Origin of the sequence: Bordetella bronchiseptica (assembly GCF_900636925.1) — a bacterium.
In the GTDB taxonomy this organism is placed as follows: Bacteria; Pseudomonadota; Gammaproteobacteria; order Burkholderiales; family Burkholderiaceae_B; genus Bordetella; species Bordetella pertussis.
Window position 1 is genome coordinate 1,364,456 of record NZ_LR134326.1, and the last position, 18,154, is coordinate 1,382,609.

16 protein-coding genes are annotated in these 18,154 nt (G+C 68.7%); 12 read left to right on the top strand and 4 right to left on the bottom strand.

The features are described 5' to 3' along the window. The 6 genes from EL288_RS06435 to ltaE all read left to right on the top strand — a co-directional run bounded on the left by EL288_RS06435 (position 1) and on the right by ltaE (position 7,905). Positions 1-1,890, top strand: a complete 1,890-nt coding sequence (locus EL288_RS06435) for a propionate--CoA ligase (protein WP_003813753.1) — start codon at positions 1-3, stop codon at positions 1,888-1,890. Continuing rightward, complete coding sequence (locus EL288_RS06440) at positions 1,887-2,294, top strand: heme-binding protein (RefSeq protein ID WP_010926942.1); 408 nt, start codon at positions 1,887-1,889, stop codon at positions 2,292-2,294. Before EL288_RS06435 ends, EL288_RS06440 begins: the two co-directional genes overlap by 4 nt. After that, positions 2,291-3,631: an MFS transporter gene (locus EL288_RS06445; RefSeq protein ID WP_003813749.1), complete on the top strand. Its 1,341-nt coding sequence runs from the start codon at positions 2,291-2,293 to the stop codon at positions 3,629-3,631. Before EL288_RS06440 ends, EL288_RS06445 begins: the two co-directional genes overlap by 4 nt. Positions 3,632-3,842: 211 nt before the next feature. Continuing rightward, positions 3,843-5,822 (top strand): acetate--CoA ligase, encoded by a 1,980-nt coding sequence (gene acs, locus EL288_RS06450; protein WP_010926941.1) that lies wholly within the window; start codon positions 3,843-3,845, stop codon positions 5,820-5,822. 145 nt (positions 5,823-5,967) lie between these two features. Beyond that, entirely contained in the window at positions 5,968-6,864 is an 897-nt protein-coding gene (locus EL288_RS06455) for a DMT family transporter (protein ID WP_003813745.1), read from the top strand. Positions 6,865-6,885: 21 nt separating this feature from the next. Next, positions 6,886-7,905: a low-specificity L-threonine aldolase gene (gene ltaE / locus EL288_RS06460; protein ID WP_003813743.1), complete on the top strand. Its 1,020-nt coding sequence runs from the start codon at positions 6,886-6,888 to the stop codon at positions 7,903-7,905. A 13-nt stretch (positions 7,906-7,918) separates the two neighbouring features. On the opposite strand, the gene EL288_RS06465 is transcribed toward ltaE, so the two are convergent. The 4 genes from EL288_RS06465 to EL288_RS06480 form a co-directional block, all read right to left on the bottom strand. Further along, complete coding sequence (locus tag EL288_RS06465) at positions 7,919-8,281, bottom strand: antibiotic biosynthesis monooxygenase family protein (RefSeq protein ID WP_003813739.1); 363 nt, start codon at positions 8,279-8,281, stop codon at positions 7,919-7,921. Beyond that, positions 8,278-9,435 (bottom strand): cytochrome P450 family protein, encoded by a 1,158-nt coding sequence (locus EL288_RS06470; RefSeq protein ID WP_010926940.1) that lies wholly within the window; start codon positions 9,433-9,435, stop codon positions 8,278-8,280. Before EL288_RS06470 ends, EL288_RS06465 begins: the two co-directional genes overlap by 4 nt. Beyond that, positions 9,432-10,316, bottom strand: coding sequence for an NAD-dependent epimerase/dehydratase family protein (locus EL288_RS06475; RefSeq protein WP_010928982.1), 885 nt, complete (start codon positions 10,314-10,316; stop codon positions 9,432-9,434). Before EL288_RS06475 ends, EL288_RS06470 begins: the two co-directional genes overlap by 4 nt. Before the next feature lie 97 nt (positions 10,317-10,413). Next, on the bottom strand, positions 10,414-12,060 hold the full coding sequence (locus tag EL288_RS06480; protein ID WP_033449775.1) for an electron transfer flavoprotein-ubiquinone oxidoreductase: 1,647 nt from the start codon (positions 12,058-12,060) through the stop codon (positions 10,414-10,416). Positions 12,061-12,169: 109 nt separating this feature from the next. On the opposite strand from EL288_RS06480, the gene EL288_RS06485 reads away from it, so the two are divergent. From EL288_RS06485 to EL288_RS06510, 6 genes are all read left to right on the top strand, one after another. Then, the gene (locus tag EL288_RS06485; protein WP_003813730.1) at positions 12,170-12,619 is read left to right on the top strand and encodes an acyl-CoA thioesterase; all 450 of its coding nucleotides are present in this window, start codon (positions 12,170-12,172) and stop codon (positions 12,617-12,619) included. A 103-nt stretch (positions 12,620-12,722) separates the two neighbouring features. Continuing rightward, positions 12,723-13,421, top strand: coding sequence for a CoA transferase subunit A (locus tag EL288_RS06490; protein ID WP_033459646.1), 699 nt, complete (start codon positions 12,723-12,725; stop codon positions 13,419-13,421). Between the two features lie 12 nt (positions 13,422-13,433). Beyond that, positions 13,434-14,087: a CoA transferase subunit B gene (locus tag EL288_RS06495; protein ID WP_003813726.1), complete on the top strand. Its 654-nt coding sequence runs from the start codon at positions 13,434-13,436 to the stop codon at positions 14,085-14,087. A gap of 224 nt (positions 14,088-14,311) precedes the next feature. Continuing rightward, on the top strand, positions 14,312-15,196 hold the full coding sequence (locus tag EL288_RS06500; protein WP_003813724.1) for a MurR/RpiR family transcriptional regulator: 885 nt from the start codon (positions 14,312-14,314) through the stop codon (positions 15,194-15,196). Then, a complete protein-coding gene (locus EL288_RS06505) occupies positions 15,193-16,173 on the top strand; it encodes an isoaspartyl peptidase/L-asparaginase family protein (RefSeq protein ID WP_033459647.1) in 981 nt (326 codons plus the stop codon). Before EL288_RS06500 ends, EL288_RS06505 begins: the two co-directional genes overlap by 4 nt. 44 nt (positions 16,174-16,217) lie before the next feature. Next, a complete protein-coding gene (locus EL288_RS06510; RefSeq protein ID WP_003813720.1) occupies positions 16,218-18,119 on the top strand; it encodes a dipeptide ABC transporter ATP-binding protein in 1,902 nt (633 codons plus the stop codon). Positions 18,120-18,154 lie beyond the last annotated feature (35 nt).

Consider the following 18,154-nt stretch of genomic DNA (forward strand, 5'->3'; position numbering starts at 1 on the left):
ATGAAAAAAACCCGGGATTTCCATTACCGTTCGATACATGATCGCGATGGGTTCTGGCGCGAGGAGGCAGGGCGGATTCATTGGGAGACGCCGTTCGAGCAGGTGATCGATTATTCCCGGCCGCCGTTTGCGCGGTGGTTCGTGGGGGGCAGGACCAACCTCTGTTACAACGCCGTCGACCGCTGGCTGCCGCAGCAGGCCGACCAGCCGGCGCTGATCTGGGTATCGACCGAAGTCGACCAGGAGCGCGTCTACACCCGCCAGCAGTTGCACGACGAGGTCAACGCCGTGGCGGCTATGCTGCGCGAGCAGGGGGTGGAGCGGGGCGACCGGGTGCTGCTGTACATGCCCATGGTGCCCGAGGCGGTGTTCGCCATGCTGGCGTGCGCGCGCATCGGCGCCATCCATTCGGTGGTGTTCGGCGGCTTCGCCTCGGTCAACCTGGCCCAGCGCATCGACGACGCCGCGCCCAAGGTCGTCGTCAGCACCGACGGCGGCTCGCGCGCGGGCAAGGTGGTGGCGTACAAGCCCCTGCTGGACCGCGCGCTGGCGCTGTGCCAGAAGCCGCCCGGCGCGGTGATCATCCTCGACCGGGGGCTCACGCCATGCGAGCGGCAGGCCGGCCGCGACCTGGACTACGCTGAGCTGCGCGCCCGCCACGAGGGCGCGCGCGTGCCGGTGCAATGGCTGGAGTCGTCCGAGCCGAGCTACATCCTCTACACCTCGGGCACCACCGGCCGTCCCAAGGGCGTGCAGCGCGACACCGGCGGCTATGCGGTGGCGCTGGCCTCGTCGATGGAGTACCTGTTCGACGGCAAGCCTGGCGATACCTATTTCTGCACCAGCGACATCGGCTGGGTGGTGGGCCACTCGTACATCGTCTATGGTCCGCTGATCGGCGGCCAGACGACCATCCTGTACGAAGGCACGCCGGTGCGGCCGGACGGCGCCATCCTGTGGCAGCTGGTCGAGCGCTTCGGGGTCAACACCCTGTTTTCCGCGCCGACCGCGGTGCGGGTGCTCAAGCGCCAGGACGCCGCGCTGCTGCGCCGGCACGACCTGTCCACGCTGCGCGCCGTATACCTGGCCGGCGAGCCCCTGGACGAGCCGACCGCGCAGTGGATTTCCCAGGGGCTGGGCAAGCCCATCATCGACAATTACTGGCAGACCGAGTCCGGCTGGCCGATCCTGTCGGCGCAGCCTGGCGTCGAGCGCGTGCCGACCCGCTTCGGCAGCCCCTCGTTTCCGGTCTACGGGTTCGACGCGCGCATCGTCAGCGAAAGCACCGGCGAGGACCTGGGGCCCGACGAGAAAGGCGTGGTGGCCATCGTGCCGCCCCTGCCGCCCGGCGCCATGTCCACCATCTGGGGCGACGACGAGCGCTTCGTGCAGACGTACTTCACCTCGATTCCCGGCCGCCAGGTGTATTCCACGTTCGACTGGGGGCTGGTCGACCCGGACGGCTACTGGTTCATCCTGGGGCGCACCGACGATGTCATCAACGTCGCGGGCCACCGGCTGGGCACGCGCGAGATCGAAGAGTCGATCAACAGCCATGCGGGCGTGGCCGAGTGCGCCGTGGTCGGCGTGGCCGATACGTTGAAGGGGCAGGTGGCGATGGCCTTCGCGGTGCTCAAGGATCCGGCCGGCGCGGAAACGCGTGACGGGGCGCTGGCGCTGGAAGGCGATATCATGCGCGTGGTGGAAGACCAGCTGGGTGCGGTGGCGCGGCCGGCGCGCATCCGTTTCGTGGGTGCCTTGCCCAAGACGCGTTCCGGCAAGGTGCTGCGCCGCGCGATCGTGGCCGTCTGCGAGGGCCGCGACCCGGGTGATCTGACCACCATCGAAGATCCTTCCGCCCTAGAACAGATCAAGGAATCCCTGCAATGAAAACCAAACCCGTGCTGGTCGCCGACGATGTGAAGAAAATCCTGGCGGCGGCCGAAGCGCATGCGCTGGCCAACAAGTGGGCGGTCACCATCGCCGTCGTCGATGATGGCGGCCACCTGCTGGGTCAATTGCGGCTCGACGGCGCGGCACCGATTTCCGCGCACATCGCGCCGGCCAAGGCCGGCACGGCCGCGCTGGGCCGCCGTGAATCGCGCGTCTACGAGGAGATCATCAACAACGGCCGCCAGGCTTTCCTGTCGGCGCCGCTGCTCGAAGGGATGCTCGAAGGCGGCGTGCCCGTGACGGTGGACGGCGAAGTCGTGGGCGCGGTGGGCGTGTCGGGCGTGAAGTCCAGCGAGGACGCCGAGATCGCCCGCGCCGGCATCGCCGCGCTGGGCCTGTGACGTATCCGCTGCCGCCCGCCGGCGATCCGCCCGGGGGCGGCGCGGCGGCTGACGCCGGCGCGCTCCCCGCGCTGAACCCCGGCGTGACGCGCCGGGAAGTCTGGGCCTGGGCGATGTACGACTTCGCCAACTCGGGCTACACCACCGTCATCCTGACGACGGTGTTCAGCACCTATTTCGTCAGTGTGGTCGGCGGGCGCGCCCACTGGGCCACGCTGGCCTGGACGGCCGCGTTGTCGCTGTCCTACCTGGCCATCATGCTGACCATGCCGACGCTGGGCGCGCGCGCCGATGCGCGCGCCGGCAAGCGCCGGCTGCTCTACACCAGCACCCTGGGCTGCGTGGCGGCGACGCTGGTGCTGACACAGGCCGGGCCGGGCGACGTCTGGCTGGCGCTGGCCGCCGTGGCCTTGTCCAACTATTGCTATTGCATCGGCGAGTCGGTGGTGGCGGCGTTCCTGCCCGAGCTGGCCCGCCCGCATGCGCTGGGCCGCGTGTCGGGCTGGGGCTGGAGCTTCGGCTATTGCGGCGGCATGCTGGCGCTGGGGCTGTCGCTGGCGGTGGTGACGCTGGGCGAGGCGCGCGGCCTGGATGCGCCCCAATACGTGCCCTGGGTGATCGTCGTGACCAGCGCCATTTTCGCCATTTCCGCGCTGCCGTCGTTCTTCCTGCTGCGCGAGCGTGCCGTGCCGCATGCGGTGGCCCTGCAGGCGCCCGACATGCTGGGCCGGCTGCGGCGCGCCTGGCAGGACACCGGCGCCCACTATCCGGAGTTCCGCCGGCTGCTGATGTGCGGGGCCTGCTACCAGGCGGGCATCGCGGTGGTCATCACGCTGGCCGCGGTGTATGCGGAGCAGGCCATGGGCTTCACCATGCCCCAGATCATGCTGCTGGTGTTCACGGTGAATATCGCGGCGGCGGCCGGCGCTTTCGGATTCGGCTACCTGCAGGACCGCATCGGCCACAAGCGGGCGCTGGCGCTCACGCTGGCCGGCTGGATCGCCATGGTGCTGGTGGCCTATGCGGCGGTGACGGCCCCGGTGTTCTGGGTGGCGGCGGTGCTGGCCGGGCTGTGCATGGGCACCAGCCAAAGCGCCGGACGCGCCATGACCGGAGCCCTCGCGCCGGCCGGGCGGCTGGCGGAATTCTTCGCGCTGTGGACTTTCGCCATCCAGCTCGCGGCGGTGGTGGGGCCGCTGACCTACGGACTGGTGACCTGGCTGACTGCCGGCAATCATCGCCTGGCCATCCTGGTCACCGGGCTGTTCTTCGTGGGCGGGTTGATCCTGCTTACGCGCGTGGACATGGCGCGCGGCATCGCGCGCCGTGCTGCCTAGACCCCGTGCCGGCTGCTATCCTTATGGTCTGACCACCACGCGGCTTATGGTCCGGCCACGATGGCCGCGCGCCTGCGATGATCGCGGATTGCCTGCCGCGCCTGTCGGCGGCGGCGCTCCGTCACCGTAAGGTGCCCGTAAGAGCGTGGCGATACGGTTGCGTGTCGGCAAGAAAAACGGCAGCACCAGAATCATTCATCGGAGACACACCATGTCGAATGCCATTCAATCCGTCCTGGTCGAGAATCGCGTATTCCCGCCGCCGGCGAGCGCCGTGCAAGGCGCCGCGATTTCGGGCATGGACGCCTATTGGGCCCTGTGCGAGGAAGCGGACAAGGATTTCAACGGGTTCTGGTCGCGCCTGGCGCGCGAGAACCTGCAATGGAGCAAGCCCTTCACCCAGGTCCTGGACGAGTCCGAGGCGCCTTTCTATCGGTGGTTCGGCGATGGCGAACTCAACGTATCGGCCAACTGCCTGGACGTGCACCTGCATAACGGCAACGCCGACAAGACCGCCATCATCTTCGAATCCGACGACGGCAAGGTCGACAAGATCAGCTACCGCGAACTGCTGGCGCGCGTGTGCCGCTTCGCCAATGGCCTGAAGGCCATGGGGTACAAGAAGGGCGACCGCGCCATCATCTACATGCCCATGTCGATCGAGGCGGTGGTGGCCATGCAGGCCTGCGCCCGCCTGGGTGTGACCCACTCGGTGGTGTTCGGCGGCTTCTCGGCCAAGAGCCTGCAGGAGCGTATCGTCGACGTCGGCGCCACGGTGGTGATCACCGCCGACGAGCAGGTGCGCGGCGGCAAGACCATCCCGCTCAAGCCCGCCGTCGAGGAAGCGTTCGCCATGGGCGGTTGCGAGGCCGTTTCCAAGGTGGTGGTGTATCGCCGCACCGGCGGCAAGATCGCCTGGCAGGAAGGGCGCGATGTCTGGATGCACGACGTGGAAGCCGGCCAGGCCGATACCTGCGAGCCGCAGGCGGTCAATGCCGAGCATCCGTTGTTCATCCTGTACACGTCGGGCTCCACCGGCAAGCCCAAGGGCGTGCAGCATGCCTCCGCGGGCTATCTGCTGTGGGCGCTGCTGACCATGAAGTGGACCTTCGACGCCCGCGCCGATGATGTGTACTGGTGCACGGCCGACGTGGGCTGGGTGACCGGCCATACCTATATCACCTACGGCCCGCTGGCCGCCGGCGTGACGCAGGTGGTGTTCGAGGGCGTGCCCACGTTCCCCAATGCCGGACGCTTCTGGGACATGATTGCGCGCCACAAGGTGTCGGTGTTCTATACCGCGCCGACCGCGATCCGCTCGCTCATCAAGGCCGCCGAGGCCAACCAGGAGGTGCACCCGCGCCAATACGACCTGGACAGCCTGCGCATCATCGGTTCGGTGGGCGAGCCCATCAACCCCGAGGCCTGGATCTGGTACCACAAGAACGTCGGCCGCGAGCGCTGCCCGGTCGTCGACACCTGGTGGCAGACCGAGACCGGCGGGCACATGCTCACGCCGCTGCCGGGCGCCACGCCGCTCAAGCCGGGATCGTGCACGCTGCCGCTGCCGGGCATTGTCGCGGCCATCGTCGACGAGACCGGCGGCGATGTCGCGCAGGGCAATGGCGGCTTCCTGGTCATCAAGCGTCCCTGGCCGGCCATGATCCGCAACATCTGGGGCGACCCGGAGCGGTTCAAGAAGAGCTACTTCCCGCCCGAGCTGCGCGGCTACTACCTGGCCGGCGACGGCGCCCAGCGCGACGCCGATGGCTATTTCTGGATCATGGGGCGCATCGACGACGTGCTCAACGTGTCCGGCCACCGCCTCGGCACCATGGAGGTGGAGTCGGCGCTGGTGGCGCACGAAATGGTGGCCGAGGCCGCCGTGGTGGGCCGTCCCGACGACACCACCGGCGAAGCCGTGGTGGCCTTCGTGGTGCTCAAGCGCAGCCGTCCCGAGGGCGACGAAGCCCAGGCCATCGCCAGGCAACTGCGCGACTGGGTGGGCAAGGAAATCGGCCCCATCGCCAAGCCCAAGGACATCCGTTTCGGCGACAACCTGCCCAAGACCCGTTCGGGCAAGATCATGCGCCGCCTGCTGCGCGTGGTCGCCAAGGGCGAGGAAATCACCCAGGACGTGTCCACCCTGGAGAACCCCGCCATCCTCGAGCAACTGGCCAAGCCGTTGTGATCGTGCGGCGTCCGCCCGCCGGACGCCGCACCGGGCGATGCGCCGGCAGGCGCATAATGCCGTCAGCCTGTAGCCAGCCGGGCCGGTCGCATGACCGGCCCGTGCCTTTTCCGGCTTTGCATGGGTTTTCTTGGGAGTACTGGAAGTGAATCGCGCCGCGTTCGATCGGGTGGGCCTGGGCCTGATGCTGCTTACCATCTTCGTGTGGGCGGGCAGCTGGATCGCGATGAAGCTGGTGGTGCCGTACATCGGGCCGTTCGATTTCATCGCGGTGCGCTATCTGTCGGGCGCCGTCGTGCTGTTCAGCATACTGGTGGCGACCGGCCGGCCGCTGGGCATGCCGCCCTGGAAGCTGACCTTGCTTGCCGCCGCGACGCAGATCACCGGATTCCAGGGTTTCGTGCAGACGGCGCTGATCAGCGGCGGCGTGGGCAAGGTGTCGCTGATGGCCTACACCATGCCTTTCTGGGTCGTGCTGTTCGCCTGGGCCTTGCAGGGCGAGCGGCCGACCGCGCGCCATTGGGGCGGCATTGCCCTGGCCGCGGTCGGCCTGGTGTGCTTTCTCGATCCCTGGGCCGGGCTGGGCGATCTGGCGCCGGTCGCGCTGGGCCTGTGCAGCGGCCTGTGCTGGGGCCTGGGCACGGTATTGTCCAAGCGCATGTTCGAGCGCCATGCGCCGGATATCATGACCTTCACCGCCTGGCAGATGCTGCTGGGCGGGGTGGTCATCCTGCCGTTCGCCTGGCTGGTGCCGCAGATTCCCGCCCAATGGGGCGGGTGGCGGCTGTGGCTGGGCATGAGCTATATCGTGCTGGTCGCCACGGCGCTGGGCTGGATCCTGTGGCTGCTGGTGGTGCGCCGGGTGCCGGCCTCGATCGCCGGGCTGTCCAGCCTGGGCGTGCCGGTGGTGGCGGTGCTGCTGGCCTGGGCGATCCTGGGCGAACGGCCCACCCTGACCGAGATGGCCGGCATGGCCCTGATCCTGTTCGGCCTGTGGGTGGTCAGCCGGGCCGCGCGGCCCGCCCCGCGCGCCGTGTCCTGAAACCCCTTACGTGGAGCAACCATGATCGATCTGCGCAGCGATACCGTGACCCGTCCCAGCGCCGCCATGCGGCAGGCCATGGCGGCCGCGCCGGTGGGTGACGATGTGATGGGCGATGACCCCAGCGTACGGCGCCTGCAGGACGAGGTTGCCGCGCGGGCGGGCAAGGAGGCCGGGCTGTTCTTCCCGTCGGGCACGCAGAGCAACCTGGCCGCGCTGATGGCGCATTGCGCCCGCGGCGACGAGTATCTGGTGGGGCAGCAGGCCCATACGTACAAATTCGAGGGAGGCGGCGCTGCGGTGCTGGGCAGCATCCAGCCGCAGCCCGTCGACCATGCCGCCGACGGCAGCCTGCCGCTGGACAGGCTGGCGGCCGCGCTCAAGCCGGGCGGCGATCCGCATTTCGCCCGTACCCGGCTGTTGGCGCTGGAAAACACCTTCCAGGGCCGGGTCATGCCCGCCGGCTATGTCGCGCAGGCCACGGGCTGGGCCCGCGAGCATGGCCTGTCCACCCATCTGGACGGCGCGCGCGTCTTCAATGCGGCCGTGGCCAGCGGCGTGCCGGTGCAACAGCTGTGCGAGCCGTTCGATACGGTTTCGATCTGTTTTTCCAAGGGGCTGGGCGCGCCGGTCGGATCGGTGCTGGTCGGCAGCCGCGCCCTGATCGAGCAGGCGCATCGCTGGCGCAAGATGCTGGGCGGCGGCATGCGGCAGGCCGGCATACTGGCTGCCGCCTGCCTGCACGCGCTGCACCACCACGTCGAGCGCCTGGCGCTAGACCACGACAACGCGGCGCGGCTGGCCGCGGGCCTGGACGGCATCGACGGCGTGCGCGTGCTGGGGCAGCACACCAACATGGTGTTCGCCGAGTTCGATCCGGCCCGGTGCGAATCGCTGACCACGGCGCTGCGCGGGCAGGGCATTCTGATGCGGGCGGTCTATGGCGGGCCGACCCGCCTGGTGACGCACCTGGACGTGGACGCCGACGGCATCGATCGCGTCGTCGACGCGGTACGCGGGCATTGCGCGGCCGCGCGCTGAGCGCGGCGCGTTCTCAGCCGCCCGCCGGGCCGTCGTGCGCCTGGCGGCTGTCGGGCGGCGCCTGGTCGCGCGCCTGCATGCCATAGTCGCGCAATACGTGCGCGACGCGTAGCCGATAGTCCTGGAATACGCCGTTGCGGCCCGCCGATTGGGCTTGCCGGTGCTCGGCCAGCGCGCGCCAGTTGCGCACCGCTTCTTCGTCGCGCCAGAACGACAGCGACAACAGCTTGCCCGGCGTGCTGAGGCTTTCGAAGCGCTCGACCGAAATGAAGCCGTCGATGGCCCGCAGGTGGGGCAGCAGGCCGGCGGCGATATCCAGGTAGGCGGCGCGCCCGCCTTCGGCGGCGGGCTGCACTTCGAAAATGACGGCGATCATGGCGTGTCTCCGGGCGGGAAGTGGAACCGCGGTACGCGGGCATTGGGCAGCGGACGGTAGCGCACGCGCCGCGCCAGCGCCGGCGCGTCCACGCCGTGGCGCAAGGCATGCGCCAGCGCCTGGGCCGCGTGCAGCAGGGCGGGCGTGCGGCCCGGACAGGCATGGCGCTCGGCGCCGAAGGTCCATGGCCAGGCCCCTTCGGCCAGCGCGTGCGCGGCGGCCAGCACCACCAGGATGCCGGCGCCTGCGGGCACGGATTGGCCCAGCAGGGTGGCGGGCGCGGCCAGGAAGCGCCGGGTGTTGTGCAGCGGCGGATCGTGGCGCGCCACGTGGGTGACGATCTCCACGCAGGTATGCAGCAGGTCCGGCGCGGCCGCCGCGGCCGCCGGCGACAGGCGGCCGGCGTGAACCAGCGCATTGCCCAGCAGTCCGGCGCCGGCCTCGCAGGATTGCAGCAGCAGGCCTGCGAGATTGGCCGCCAGCGCATCGGCCTCGACGCCGCCGGCCAGGGCCAGGCGGCGCAGCACGCCCAGCGCCGCGTCGCCGCGGGCGGCGCGCAAATGCGCCAGCATGCGCGCCTGCAGGGCCTGCGCGGCCTGGTCGGCGCGGGCGACGGCCGCCGCGTCGGCGCCGGGCCGACAGGCTGCCATGAACGCCTCGATTTCTCGCGCACAGGATGCCGCGACCTCGTCCGGCAAGCCCATCAGGCAGGCCTGGGCGTGAACCGGCGCCTGGTAGAGATAGCGATCCACCTGGGCCGGATCATTGCCGATCGCCGGCCAGGCGGGCTCGGCCAGGTCCGCCGCGGTGCGTTGGGTCAGATAGGCCGTGAGCATGGGCTTGAGGCGCTCATGGACGGCGCCGTCGTTCATGCGGATGAAGCGGCCGAACATTTGCGCGGCGGGCCCGGCGCCCAGCGCCGCGGGCACGGGTTCCCCGGGCGGGCGCACGCGCGCGGCCGGACAGGTCAGTACCGCACGGATGGCCTGCGGCCCCGCGGCTACCCACAGGCCCAGGCGATCGTCGTGGTAGAACGGCCGTTCGCGCGCCAGGGCGGCATAGTAAGGGTAGGGGTCGGGGTGCGCGACGGCCTCCAGCGGGTCGGCGGGTTGCATGATGTCTCCTCGATGCTGTCTTGCAGTATCGGCGATCACGGGATCGAACGTTTCGTTGTTGTATGAATCGTGGCCTGCAAGGTTGCCTTGCCGTCCAGCAGCGCGGCGTAGCCGGCGCGCGAGTCCGGCCATTGCAGTTGCAGGCCGCTGGCGCGCAGGCGCGCGTTGCACAGCCGCTTGCTGCCGACCTGCGCGGGCGCCGGGCCTTCGCCGGGCGGGGGCGCGCCGGCCAGCGTCGCCAGTGCGGCGTACAGTTCGTGCAGGGGCAGCGGGGTATCGTCGCAGCCCAGGTAGAGCTTCTCGGGGGCGGGCAGGCGCAGCAGGTGCGCGATCGCGGCCGCCGCGTCGTCGATGTGGATGCGGTTGGCCCAATGGGGCGGGTCGACGGGCGCGCGGGCTTGCCCCGCGCGCAGCCGCTCCAGCAGCTGCAGGCGGCCCGGTCCATACAGGCCCGCCAGGCGCAGCACCACGGCCTGGCCGGGCCATGCGTCCAGCGAGCGCTCGGCCTCGAGCAGGCTGCGGCCATTGAAGCCCAGCGGGCCGGGGGGCGTATGTTCGTCCACCCACTGCCCGTCGTGCTCGCCGTAGACGGCCGAGGACGAGACGAACAGCGTGCGGCGCAGGGCCGCCGTGTCCAGCGCGTCGCGCAGGTGGCGCAGACCATCGACGAAAATCTCGCGATAGCGGGCCGGGTCGCGCGCGCCGGGGGCCGGCAGGTAGACGACCTGGGTCAGGCCGTCCGGCAGGCCGGCCAGTGTCGCGGGTTGCGTCAGGTCGGCGGCGATCCAGCGCAGCCCGCCATCCTCGGCCGGCGGCGGCTGGCGCCGCAACGCCCAGACCTGGTCGCCGCGCGCCAGCAGGCGCCGCGCCACGCGCACGCCCAGGTCGCCGCAGCCGGCCAGCAGCACTCGTTCGCTCATGCGAGGCCTCCCCCCGTGGTTGACGGGCACACGGTCTGGAAAAAAGGCGCCGCGAGGGCGCCTGGTATCCTGCCGGCGCCCACGTGCGCGCCCGCGCTTACATGCCGCTGTAGACCGGTCCCTCGCCGCCTTGCGGCGCGACCCAGACGATGTTCTGGGTGGGGTCCTTGATGTCGCAGGTCTTGCAGTGCACGCAGTTCTGCGCGTTGATCTGCAAGCGGTCGGCGCCGTGGTCGTCCTTGATGAACTCGTACACGCCGGCCGGACAGTAGCGCGACTCGGGGCCGCCGTACTTGGCCAGATTGACCGCCACCGGTACGCTGTCGTCCTTCAGCGTCAAGTGCACCGGCTGGTTCTCTTCGTGGTTGGTGTTGGAGATGAACACCGAGCTCAGCTTGTCGAAGGTCAGCTTGCCGTCGGGCTTGGGGTAGTCGATGCGGGCGCACTGCGATGCCGGCTGCAGGCAGGCATGGTCAGGCTTGTTGTGGCGCAGGGTCCAGGGGAACTTGCCCTTGAGCAGCCACTGCTCGATACCGGTCATGAAGGTGCCGACGGTGCGGCCCTTCTTGAACCACTGCTTGAAGTTGCGCGCCTTGTTCAGCTCGGCGTGCAGCCACGAAGACTCGAAGGCGCTGGCGTAGCTGGCCAGCTCGTCGTGGCTGCGATCGCTCGCCACGGCGTCGAAGGCCGCCTCGGCCGCCATCTTGCCGCTCTTGATGGCGGCGTGGCTGCCCTTGATGCGCGATGCATTCAGGAACCCGGCTTCGCAGCCGATCAGCGCGCCGCCCGGGAAGGCCAGCTTGGGCAGCGACAGCAGTCCGCCCGCGGTGATGGCCCGCGCGCCATAGGCGATGCGCTTGCCGCCTTCGAAGGTGCCGCGGATGGCGGGGTGGGTCTTGTAGCGCTGGAATTCCTCGAACGGCGACAGCCACGGATTGGCGTAGTCCAGGCCCACGATCAGGCCGACCACCACCATGTTGTTGTCCAGGTGATAGAGGAACGAGCCGCCGTAGGTGTCGGAGTCCAGCGGCCAGCCGGCGGTATGCACCACCAGGCCCGGACGCGACTGGGCCGGGTCGACCTCCCACATTTCCTTGATGCCGATGCCGTACGATTGCGGGTTGCGGCCCTCGTCCAGCTTGTAGCGGCCGATCAGCTGGCGGCCCAGCTGGCCGCGCGACCCTTCGGCAAATAGCGTGTAGCGCGCCAGCAGTTCCATGCCGGGCTGGTAGTGGTCGGTGTGCGTGCCGTCGCGCGCCACGCCCATGTCGCCGGTGGCCACGCCGCGCACCGCGCCGTTTTCGTCGTACAGCACTTCGGCCGCCGCGAAACCGGGGAAAATGTCCACGCCGAGCGCTTCGGCCTGTTCGCCCAGCCACTTCACCACGTCGCCCAGGCGCACGATGTAGTTGCCTTCGTTGTGGAAACAGGCCGGCAGCAGCCAGTTGGGCGTGGAGCGCGCGCCGGTGGCGCTCAGGAAGAGGAATTTGTCCTGCGTCACGGGCACGTTCAGCGGCGCGCCCTTTTCCTTCCAGTCGGGGATCAGTTCGGTCAGGGCCTGCGGGTCCATGACGGCGCCCGACAGAATATGCGCGCCGAGCTCGGAGCCCTTCTCCAGGACACAGACGCTGACTTCGTGGTTCTTTTCCGCGGCAAGCTGCTTGAGGCGGATGGCCGCGGCCAGCCCAGCCGGCCCGCCACCGACCACGACCACGTCATATTCCATTGACTCACGTTCGGACATTACACAGTTCCCCTCTGTTAACCCTGATATGGCTGGAAGTATTATCGGCGATTGTATTGCAGCCGGCGCCGCGCCGGCTGCGCATGGTCGATTATCAGGAGTACGGTAAGTGAACCGCGACGAGCACGCTGTGCGCACGCTGGAGGTGGGAGACGCCCACCAGGTGGATATTCCGCTGCGCTGGGGCGATTCGGATTGCCTCAATCATGTCAACAACACGATTTATTTCCGGATGATGGAGGAGGCGCGGGTGCGCATCCTGTATGAGGCCGGTTACGAGCTGCCAGGCCAGTTCGGCGTCATCCTGGCCCACGCCTCGTGCGATTTCCTGCGCCCGCTTACCTATCCCGGCGAGGTGCGGGTGACCCATACGGTGGTGCGCATCGGGCGCTCCAGCATGGACCTGGACCTGACCCTGGAGAAGGTGGGCGAGGAGGGCGAGCCCTACGCGCGCAGCCGCAATGTGCTGGTGTGGGTCAACTACCAGACCAATCGCGCCGAACCCTGGCCGGCCCGCCTGCTGGAGCGGATGGCCGCGCAAATGCGGCCGGCGGCCTGAAGCGATCGCTTGCCGGTACAATTTGCGGCAGAGCAAAAAACAGCGCAGGCGCGATCCGCCAGGGCCGGGCCTGTACCAGATCATTTCAATAGGAGCTGGAGCGATGGACAAGGTTTATGCAAGCGCCGCCGAGGCGCTGGCAGGCGTCGTCAAGGACGGCCAGATGATCGCCGTGGGCGGTTTCGGCCTGTGCGGGATCCCCGAGGCGCTGATCGCCGCGCTGCGCGATTCCGGCGTCAAGGGGCTGACCTGCATCAGCAACAACGCCGGGGTCGACGGCTTCGGACTGGGCCAGTTGCTCAACACGCGGCAGATCAGCAAGATGATCGCCTCGTACGTTGGCGAGAACAAGGAATTCGAACGCCAGTTCCTGTCGGGCGAGCTCGAGCTGGAATTCACGCCGCAGGGCACGCTGGCCGAGAAGCTGCGCGCCGGCGGCGCCGGCATTCCGGCCTTCTTCACGCGTACCGGCGTGGGTACGGTGGTGGCCGATGGCAAGGAAATCCGCGAATTCGACGGCCATCAGTATGTGATGGAGCGTGCGCTGGTGCCCGATGTCTCGCTGGTCAAGGCGCATATCGCCGACCGCAGCGGCAACCTGGTTTTCCGCAAGACGGCCCGCAACTTCAATCCGAACGTGGCGATGGCCGGCAAGATGACGGTGGTGGAGGTCGAGGAGATCGTCGAGACCGGCACGCTGGATCCCGATCAGATCCATCTGCCCGGCATCTATGTGCACCGGATCGTGGTCAACGCCACCCCGGAAAAGCGCATCGAGCAACGCACCACTCGCCCGGCCTAAGGAGAATACGACATGGCATGGTCCCGCGATGAAATGGCGGCGCGCGCGGCGCGCGAACTGCAAGACGGTTTTTATGTGAACCTGGGCATCGGCTTGCCGACCCTGGTCGCCAACCACGTTCCCAAGGGCGTGGAAGTATGGCTGCAATCCGAGAACGGCCTGCTTGGCATCGGCCCGTTTCCCACCGACGACGAGGTCGACGCCGACCTGATCAACGCCGGCAAGCAGACCGTCACCACCTTGCCCGGGTCGTCGATCTTCTCCTCGGCCGATTCGTTCGCCATGATCCGTGGCGGCAAGATCAACCTGGCCATCCTGGGGGCCATGCAGGTCTCCGAGAAGGGCGATCTGGCCAACTGGATGATTCCGGGCAAGATGGTCAAGGGCATGGGCGGCGCCATGGATCTGGTGGCCGGCGTCGGCAAGGTCGTGGTGCTGATGGAGCACGTGGCCAGGAAGAAGGACGGCACCGAAGACATCAAGCTGCTGCCCGAATGCAAGCTGCCGCTGACCGGCGTCGGGGTGGTCGACCTGATCATCACCGACCTGGGCGTCATGAAAGTGACCGAAGACGGCCTGAAGCTGCTGGAGCTGGCGCCGGGTGTGACGGTCGACGAAATCAAGGCAAAGACCCTTGCCAAGCTGGATGTTTCCGCTGTGAAGTAAGGCGGGTTCATTTTTGTATGTAAGGCGCCGGCGTTAGCCGGCGTTTTTTTTCGCCCATGGCCATGGCTCGCGCTGGGACGGCGGGCGTGCGGCGTGCCGGAGAAAGGGTATTCCCCGAGTTTGAAAATATTTTTTCTTCCATAAAATAATCACGTAAACAGATTTACATTTTTGCTGGCCCACTCTCCGCAACCCGTTTTGCTTTCTCCGGCGCCGCCGCCTCCATGACCCTCCCCCCTACGTCCATCGCCGACCGCATCGCGCGTGCGCAACCCGCCTTCAGCCGGACCCAGCACCGCATGGCCGAGTACGTGCTGGCGCACCAGTTCCGGGTCGCCACCATGACCATCGACGAGTTCGCGGTCGCGGTCGGGGTGTCGGTGGCCACGGCGAACCGCTTTGCCCGCGTGCTGGAATTGCCCGGCTATCCGCAGTTCCGCGCCGAGCTGGCGCGCGGTTTCGAATCGGCGCTGGAGCCGGTCGAGAAGCTGCGCATCGAGCTGGCGCACTCCGCCAGCGCGGCGCAGGTCTTCGCCGCGACGCTGCAGGAAGACATCCACAACGCGCAGATGACTTTGCAGGCGCTGGATGCCGGCGCGTGCGAGCGGGCGGTCGAGGCGATTCTCAACGCCGAGCGGGTGTTCATCATCGGTTTTGGCGCCAGCGGTTTCCTGGCCGGCCTGCTGCAGCGCGGCCTGTGCATGCACCTGCATGCGGTCGAATCGCTGGCCGGCCCGGGCGGCGTGTCGCATGCGGCGCGCCAGATGTCGCGCATGACTTCGCGCGACCTCGTGATCGCCCTGGCCTTTCCCCGCTATCTGGCCGACACGGTCACGCTGGCCAATGCCGCCAAGCTGGCGGGAGTGCCGGTGCTGGTGCTGACGGACAAGCCGACTTCGCCGCTGGCGCCGTGCGCCACCGTGGCCTTGTATGCCCATATGTCGCGCCAGTTGTCGTCCAACGCGGAAACCGCCGCGCTGGGCCTGATCGAAGCGTTGTCCGCCGCGGTGGCGCATCGCGCCAAGAATTCGATAGCAGCCGCTGCCGGCGTGGCGCAGTCCGTCATGCCCTGGCTGATTCATGGTGAAGCAGGAGCAGGAAAACGATGACGCAGCCCATCATCGCCATTCATGGCGGGGCCGGCGCGATATCGCGCGCGGCCATGCCGGCCGACAAGGAAAAGGAATACCTGGACGCCCTGGCGGGCATCGTCGCCGCCGGCCAGGCGGTGCTGGCCGGCGGCGGCAGCGCCATCGACGCGGTCACCGAGGCCGTGCGCCTGCTGGAGGACTGCCCGCTGTTCAACGCCGGCCACGGCGCGGTGTTCACGAGCGCCGGTACCCATGAGCTGGACGCGGCCATCATGGACGGGGCCACGCTGCGTTCGGGAGCCATTGCCAATGTGGATTGCGTGCGCAACCCCGTGCGGGCCGCGCGCGCGGTCATGGAGCACAGCAAGCATGTGTTCTTCGTCGGCGAGGGGGCGGTCGCCTTCGCGCGCGAGCACGGGCTGGAGCTGGTCGATCCCGGCTATTTCTCCACCGAGGCGCGGCGCGAGCAACTGTTGCGGGTGCAGCGCGAAACGCCCGGGGCGGCCGTGCTGGACCACGACGGCCAGGCCCTGGTGACGCAAGGCCAGCCGGCCCCCGCCGACCCGCTGGATGCCGACAGGAAATTCGGTACGGTGGGCGCGGTGGCGCTGGACGCGCAGGGCAACCTGGCCGCGGCGACCTCCACCGGCGGCATCACCAACAAGCAGGTCGGGCGCGTGGGCGACGCGCCGCTGATCGGCGCGGGCACGTATGCCAGCAACCGGACCTGTGCCGTTTCCACCACGGGAACCGGAGAAATGTTCATCCGCATGGTCGCCGCGTACGACGTGGCGGCCCAGATGGAGTATTGCGGCGCCACGCTGGCGCAGGCGGCCGACCGGGTGGTGCACGACAAGCTGCCCACCATCGAAGGCAAGGGCGGCCTGGTCGCCGTCGACGCCCATGGCAACGTGGCCCTGCCGTTCAATACCGAGGGCATGTACCGCGGCCATGGCCGCGTGGGCGAGCCGCCGGTGGTCGCCATTTACCGATAAGGCGCGCGCAAGCGGCCTGGGTAATACAGTACGGGAATCGAAATATGGTTGATCGCGCAAACAGCCTGGCGATGCCGGAGAACCGCGTGGTTCAGGTCGAGGACCTGACGGTGCGTTTCGTCGGCGCCGAACGCACCGTGGAAGCGGTGCGCAACCTGTCCTTTCACGTCGACCGGGGCGAGACCCTGGCCATCGTGGGCGAATCCGGCTCGGGCAAATCGGTGACCTCGCTGGCGCTGATGCGCCTGGTCGAGCATGGCGGCGGACGCATCGCCCAGGGGCGCATCGCGCTGCGCCGCCGCAACGGCGACATCGTCGACCTGGGCGCGTCGTCGCAGCGGGCCATGCGCAGCGTACGCGGCGCCGACATGGCCATGATTTTCCAGGAGCCGATGACCTCGCTGAACCCGGTGTTCACCGCCGGCGAGCAGATTGCCGAAACCATCCGGCTGCACCAGGGCAAGGACGCCGCGGCCGCGCGCGCCGAGGCGCTGCGCATGCTCGAGCAGGTGCGCATTCCCGAGGCGCGGTCGGTCATGGACCGTCATCCGCACCAGCTTTCCGGCGGCATGCGCCAGCGCGTGATGATCGCCATGGCGCTGGCCTGCAAGCCCGCGCTGCTGATCGCCGACGAGCCGACCACGGCGCTGGATGTCACGATCCAGGCGCAAATCCTGCAGCTGATCCGCCAGCTGCAGGAGGAAATGCGCATGGGCGTCGTGTTCATCACCCACGACATGGGCGTGGTCGCCGAAGTGGCCGACCGCGTGCTGGTGATGTATCGTGGCGACAAGGTGGAGGAGGGGCCTTCCGAACGCATCTTCGCCCAGCCCCGGCACCGCTACACGCAGGCCTTGCTGTCGGCCGTGCCCAAGCTGGGCGCCATGCAGGGCACCGATCACCCGGCGCGTTTTCCGTTGCTGCGCGTCGACGAGTCCGCGGCCGCCGAGCCCGAGCCGCCGGCCACGCCTGCCGGGCCGGCGCCTGCCGAGAGCGGGCCGGCCGGCGAGCGCCAGCCCATCCTCAGCGTGCGCGACCTGATCACCCGTTTCGACCTGCGCGGCGGCATCTTCAGCCGCGTGCAGCGGCGCGTGCACGCGGTCGAGAAAGTCAGCTTCGACCTCTACCCCGGCGAAACCCTGTCGCTGGTGGGCGAGTCGGGCTGCGGCAAGTCCACCACCGGGCGCTCGCTGCTGCGGCTGGTCGACAGCCAGGGCGGCCAGGTCCATTTCGGCGGGCGCGACATCACCAAGCTGAAGACCGCCGAGCTGCAAGCGCTGCGCCGCGATATCCAGTTCGTGTTCCAGGACCCCTTTGCTTCGCTCGATCCGCGCGTCACGGTGGGGTTCTCCATCATGGAGCCCCTGCTGGTGCACGGCGTGGCCAGCGGCAAGCAGGCCGAGCGGCGCGTGGCCGAGCTGCTCGAGCGCGTGGGCATGCCGCCCGAGATGGCGCAGCGCTACCCGCACGAGTTCTCGGGCGGCCAGCGCCAGCGCATCTGCATCGCGCGCGCGCTCGCCCTCGATCCCAAGGTGGTGATCGCCGACGAGTCCGTGTCGGCGCTCGACGTATCGATCCAGGCGCAGATCGTCAATCTGCTGATCGACCTGCAGCGCGACCTGGGCATCGCCTTCCTGTTCATTTCGCACGATATGGCGGTGGTCGAGCGCGTCAGCCACAGGGTGGCCGTGATGTACCTCGGCCAGATCGTCGAGATCGGCCCGCGCCGGGCGATCTTCGAGAATCCTCAGCATCCCTACACCAGGAAGCTGATGGCGGCCGTGCCGATCGCCGATCCCGCGCGGCGGCATATGTCGCGGACGCTGCTGTCGGACGAGATTCCCAGCCCGATCCGCCAGCTCAATGACGAACCCGTCGTGGCGCCGCTGGTGGCGGTCGGCCCGGATCACTTTGTCGCGCGCCACAGTGTCGGCGGCGCGTATTGAACGCGGTGGCTTGGCGCCTGCCGCATTTTCTTCCT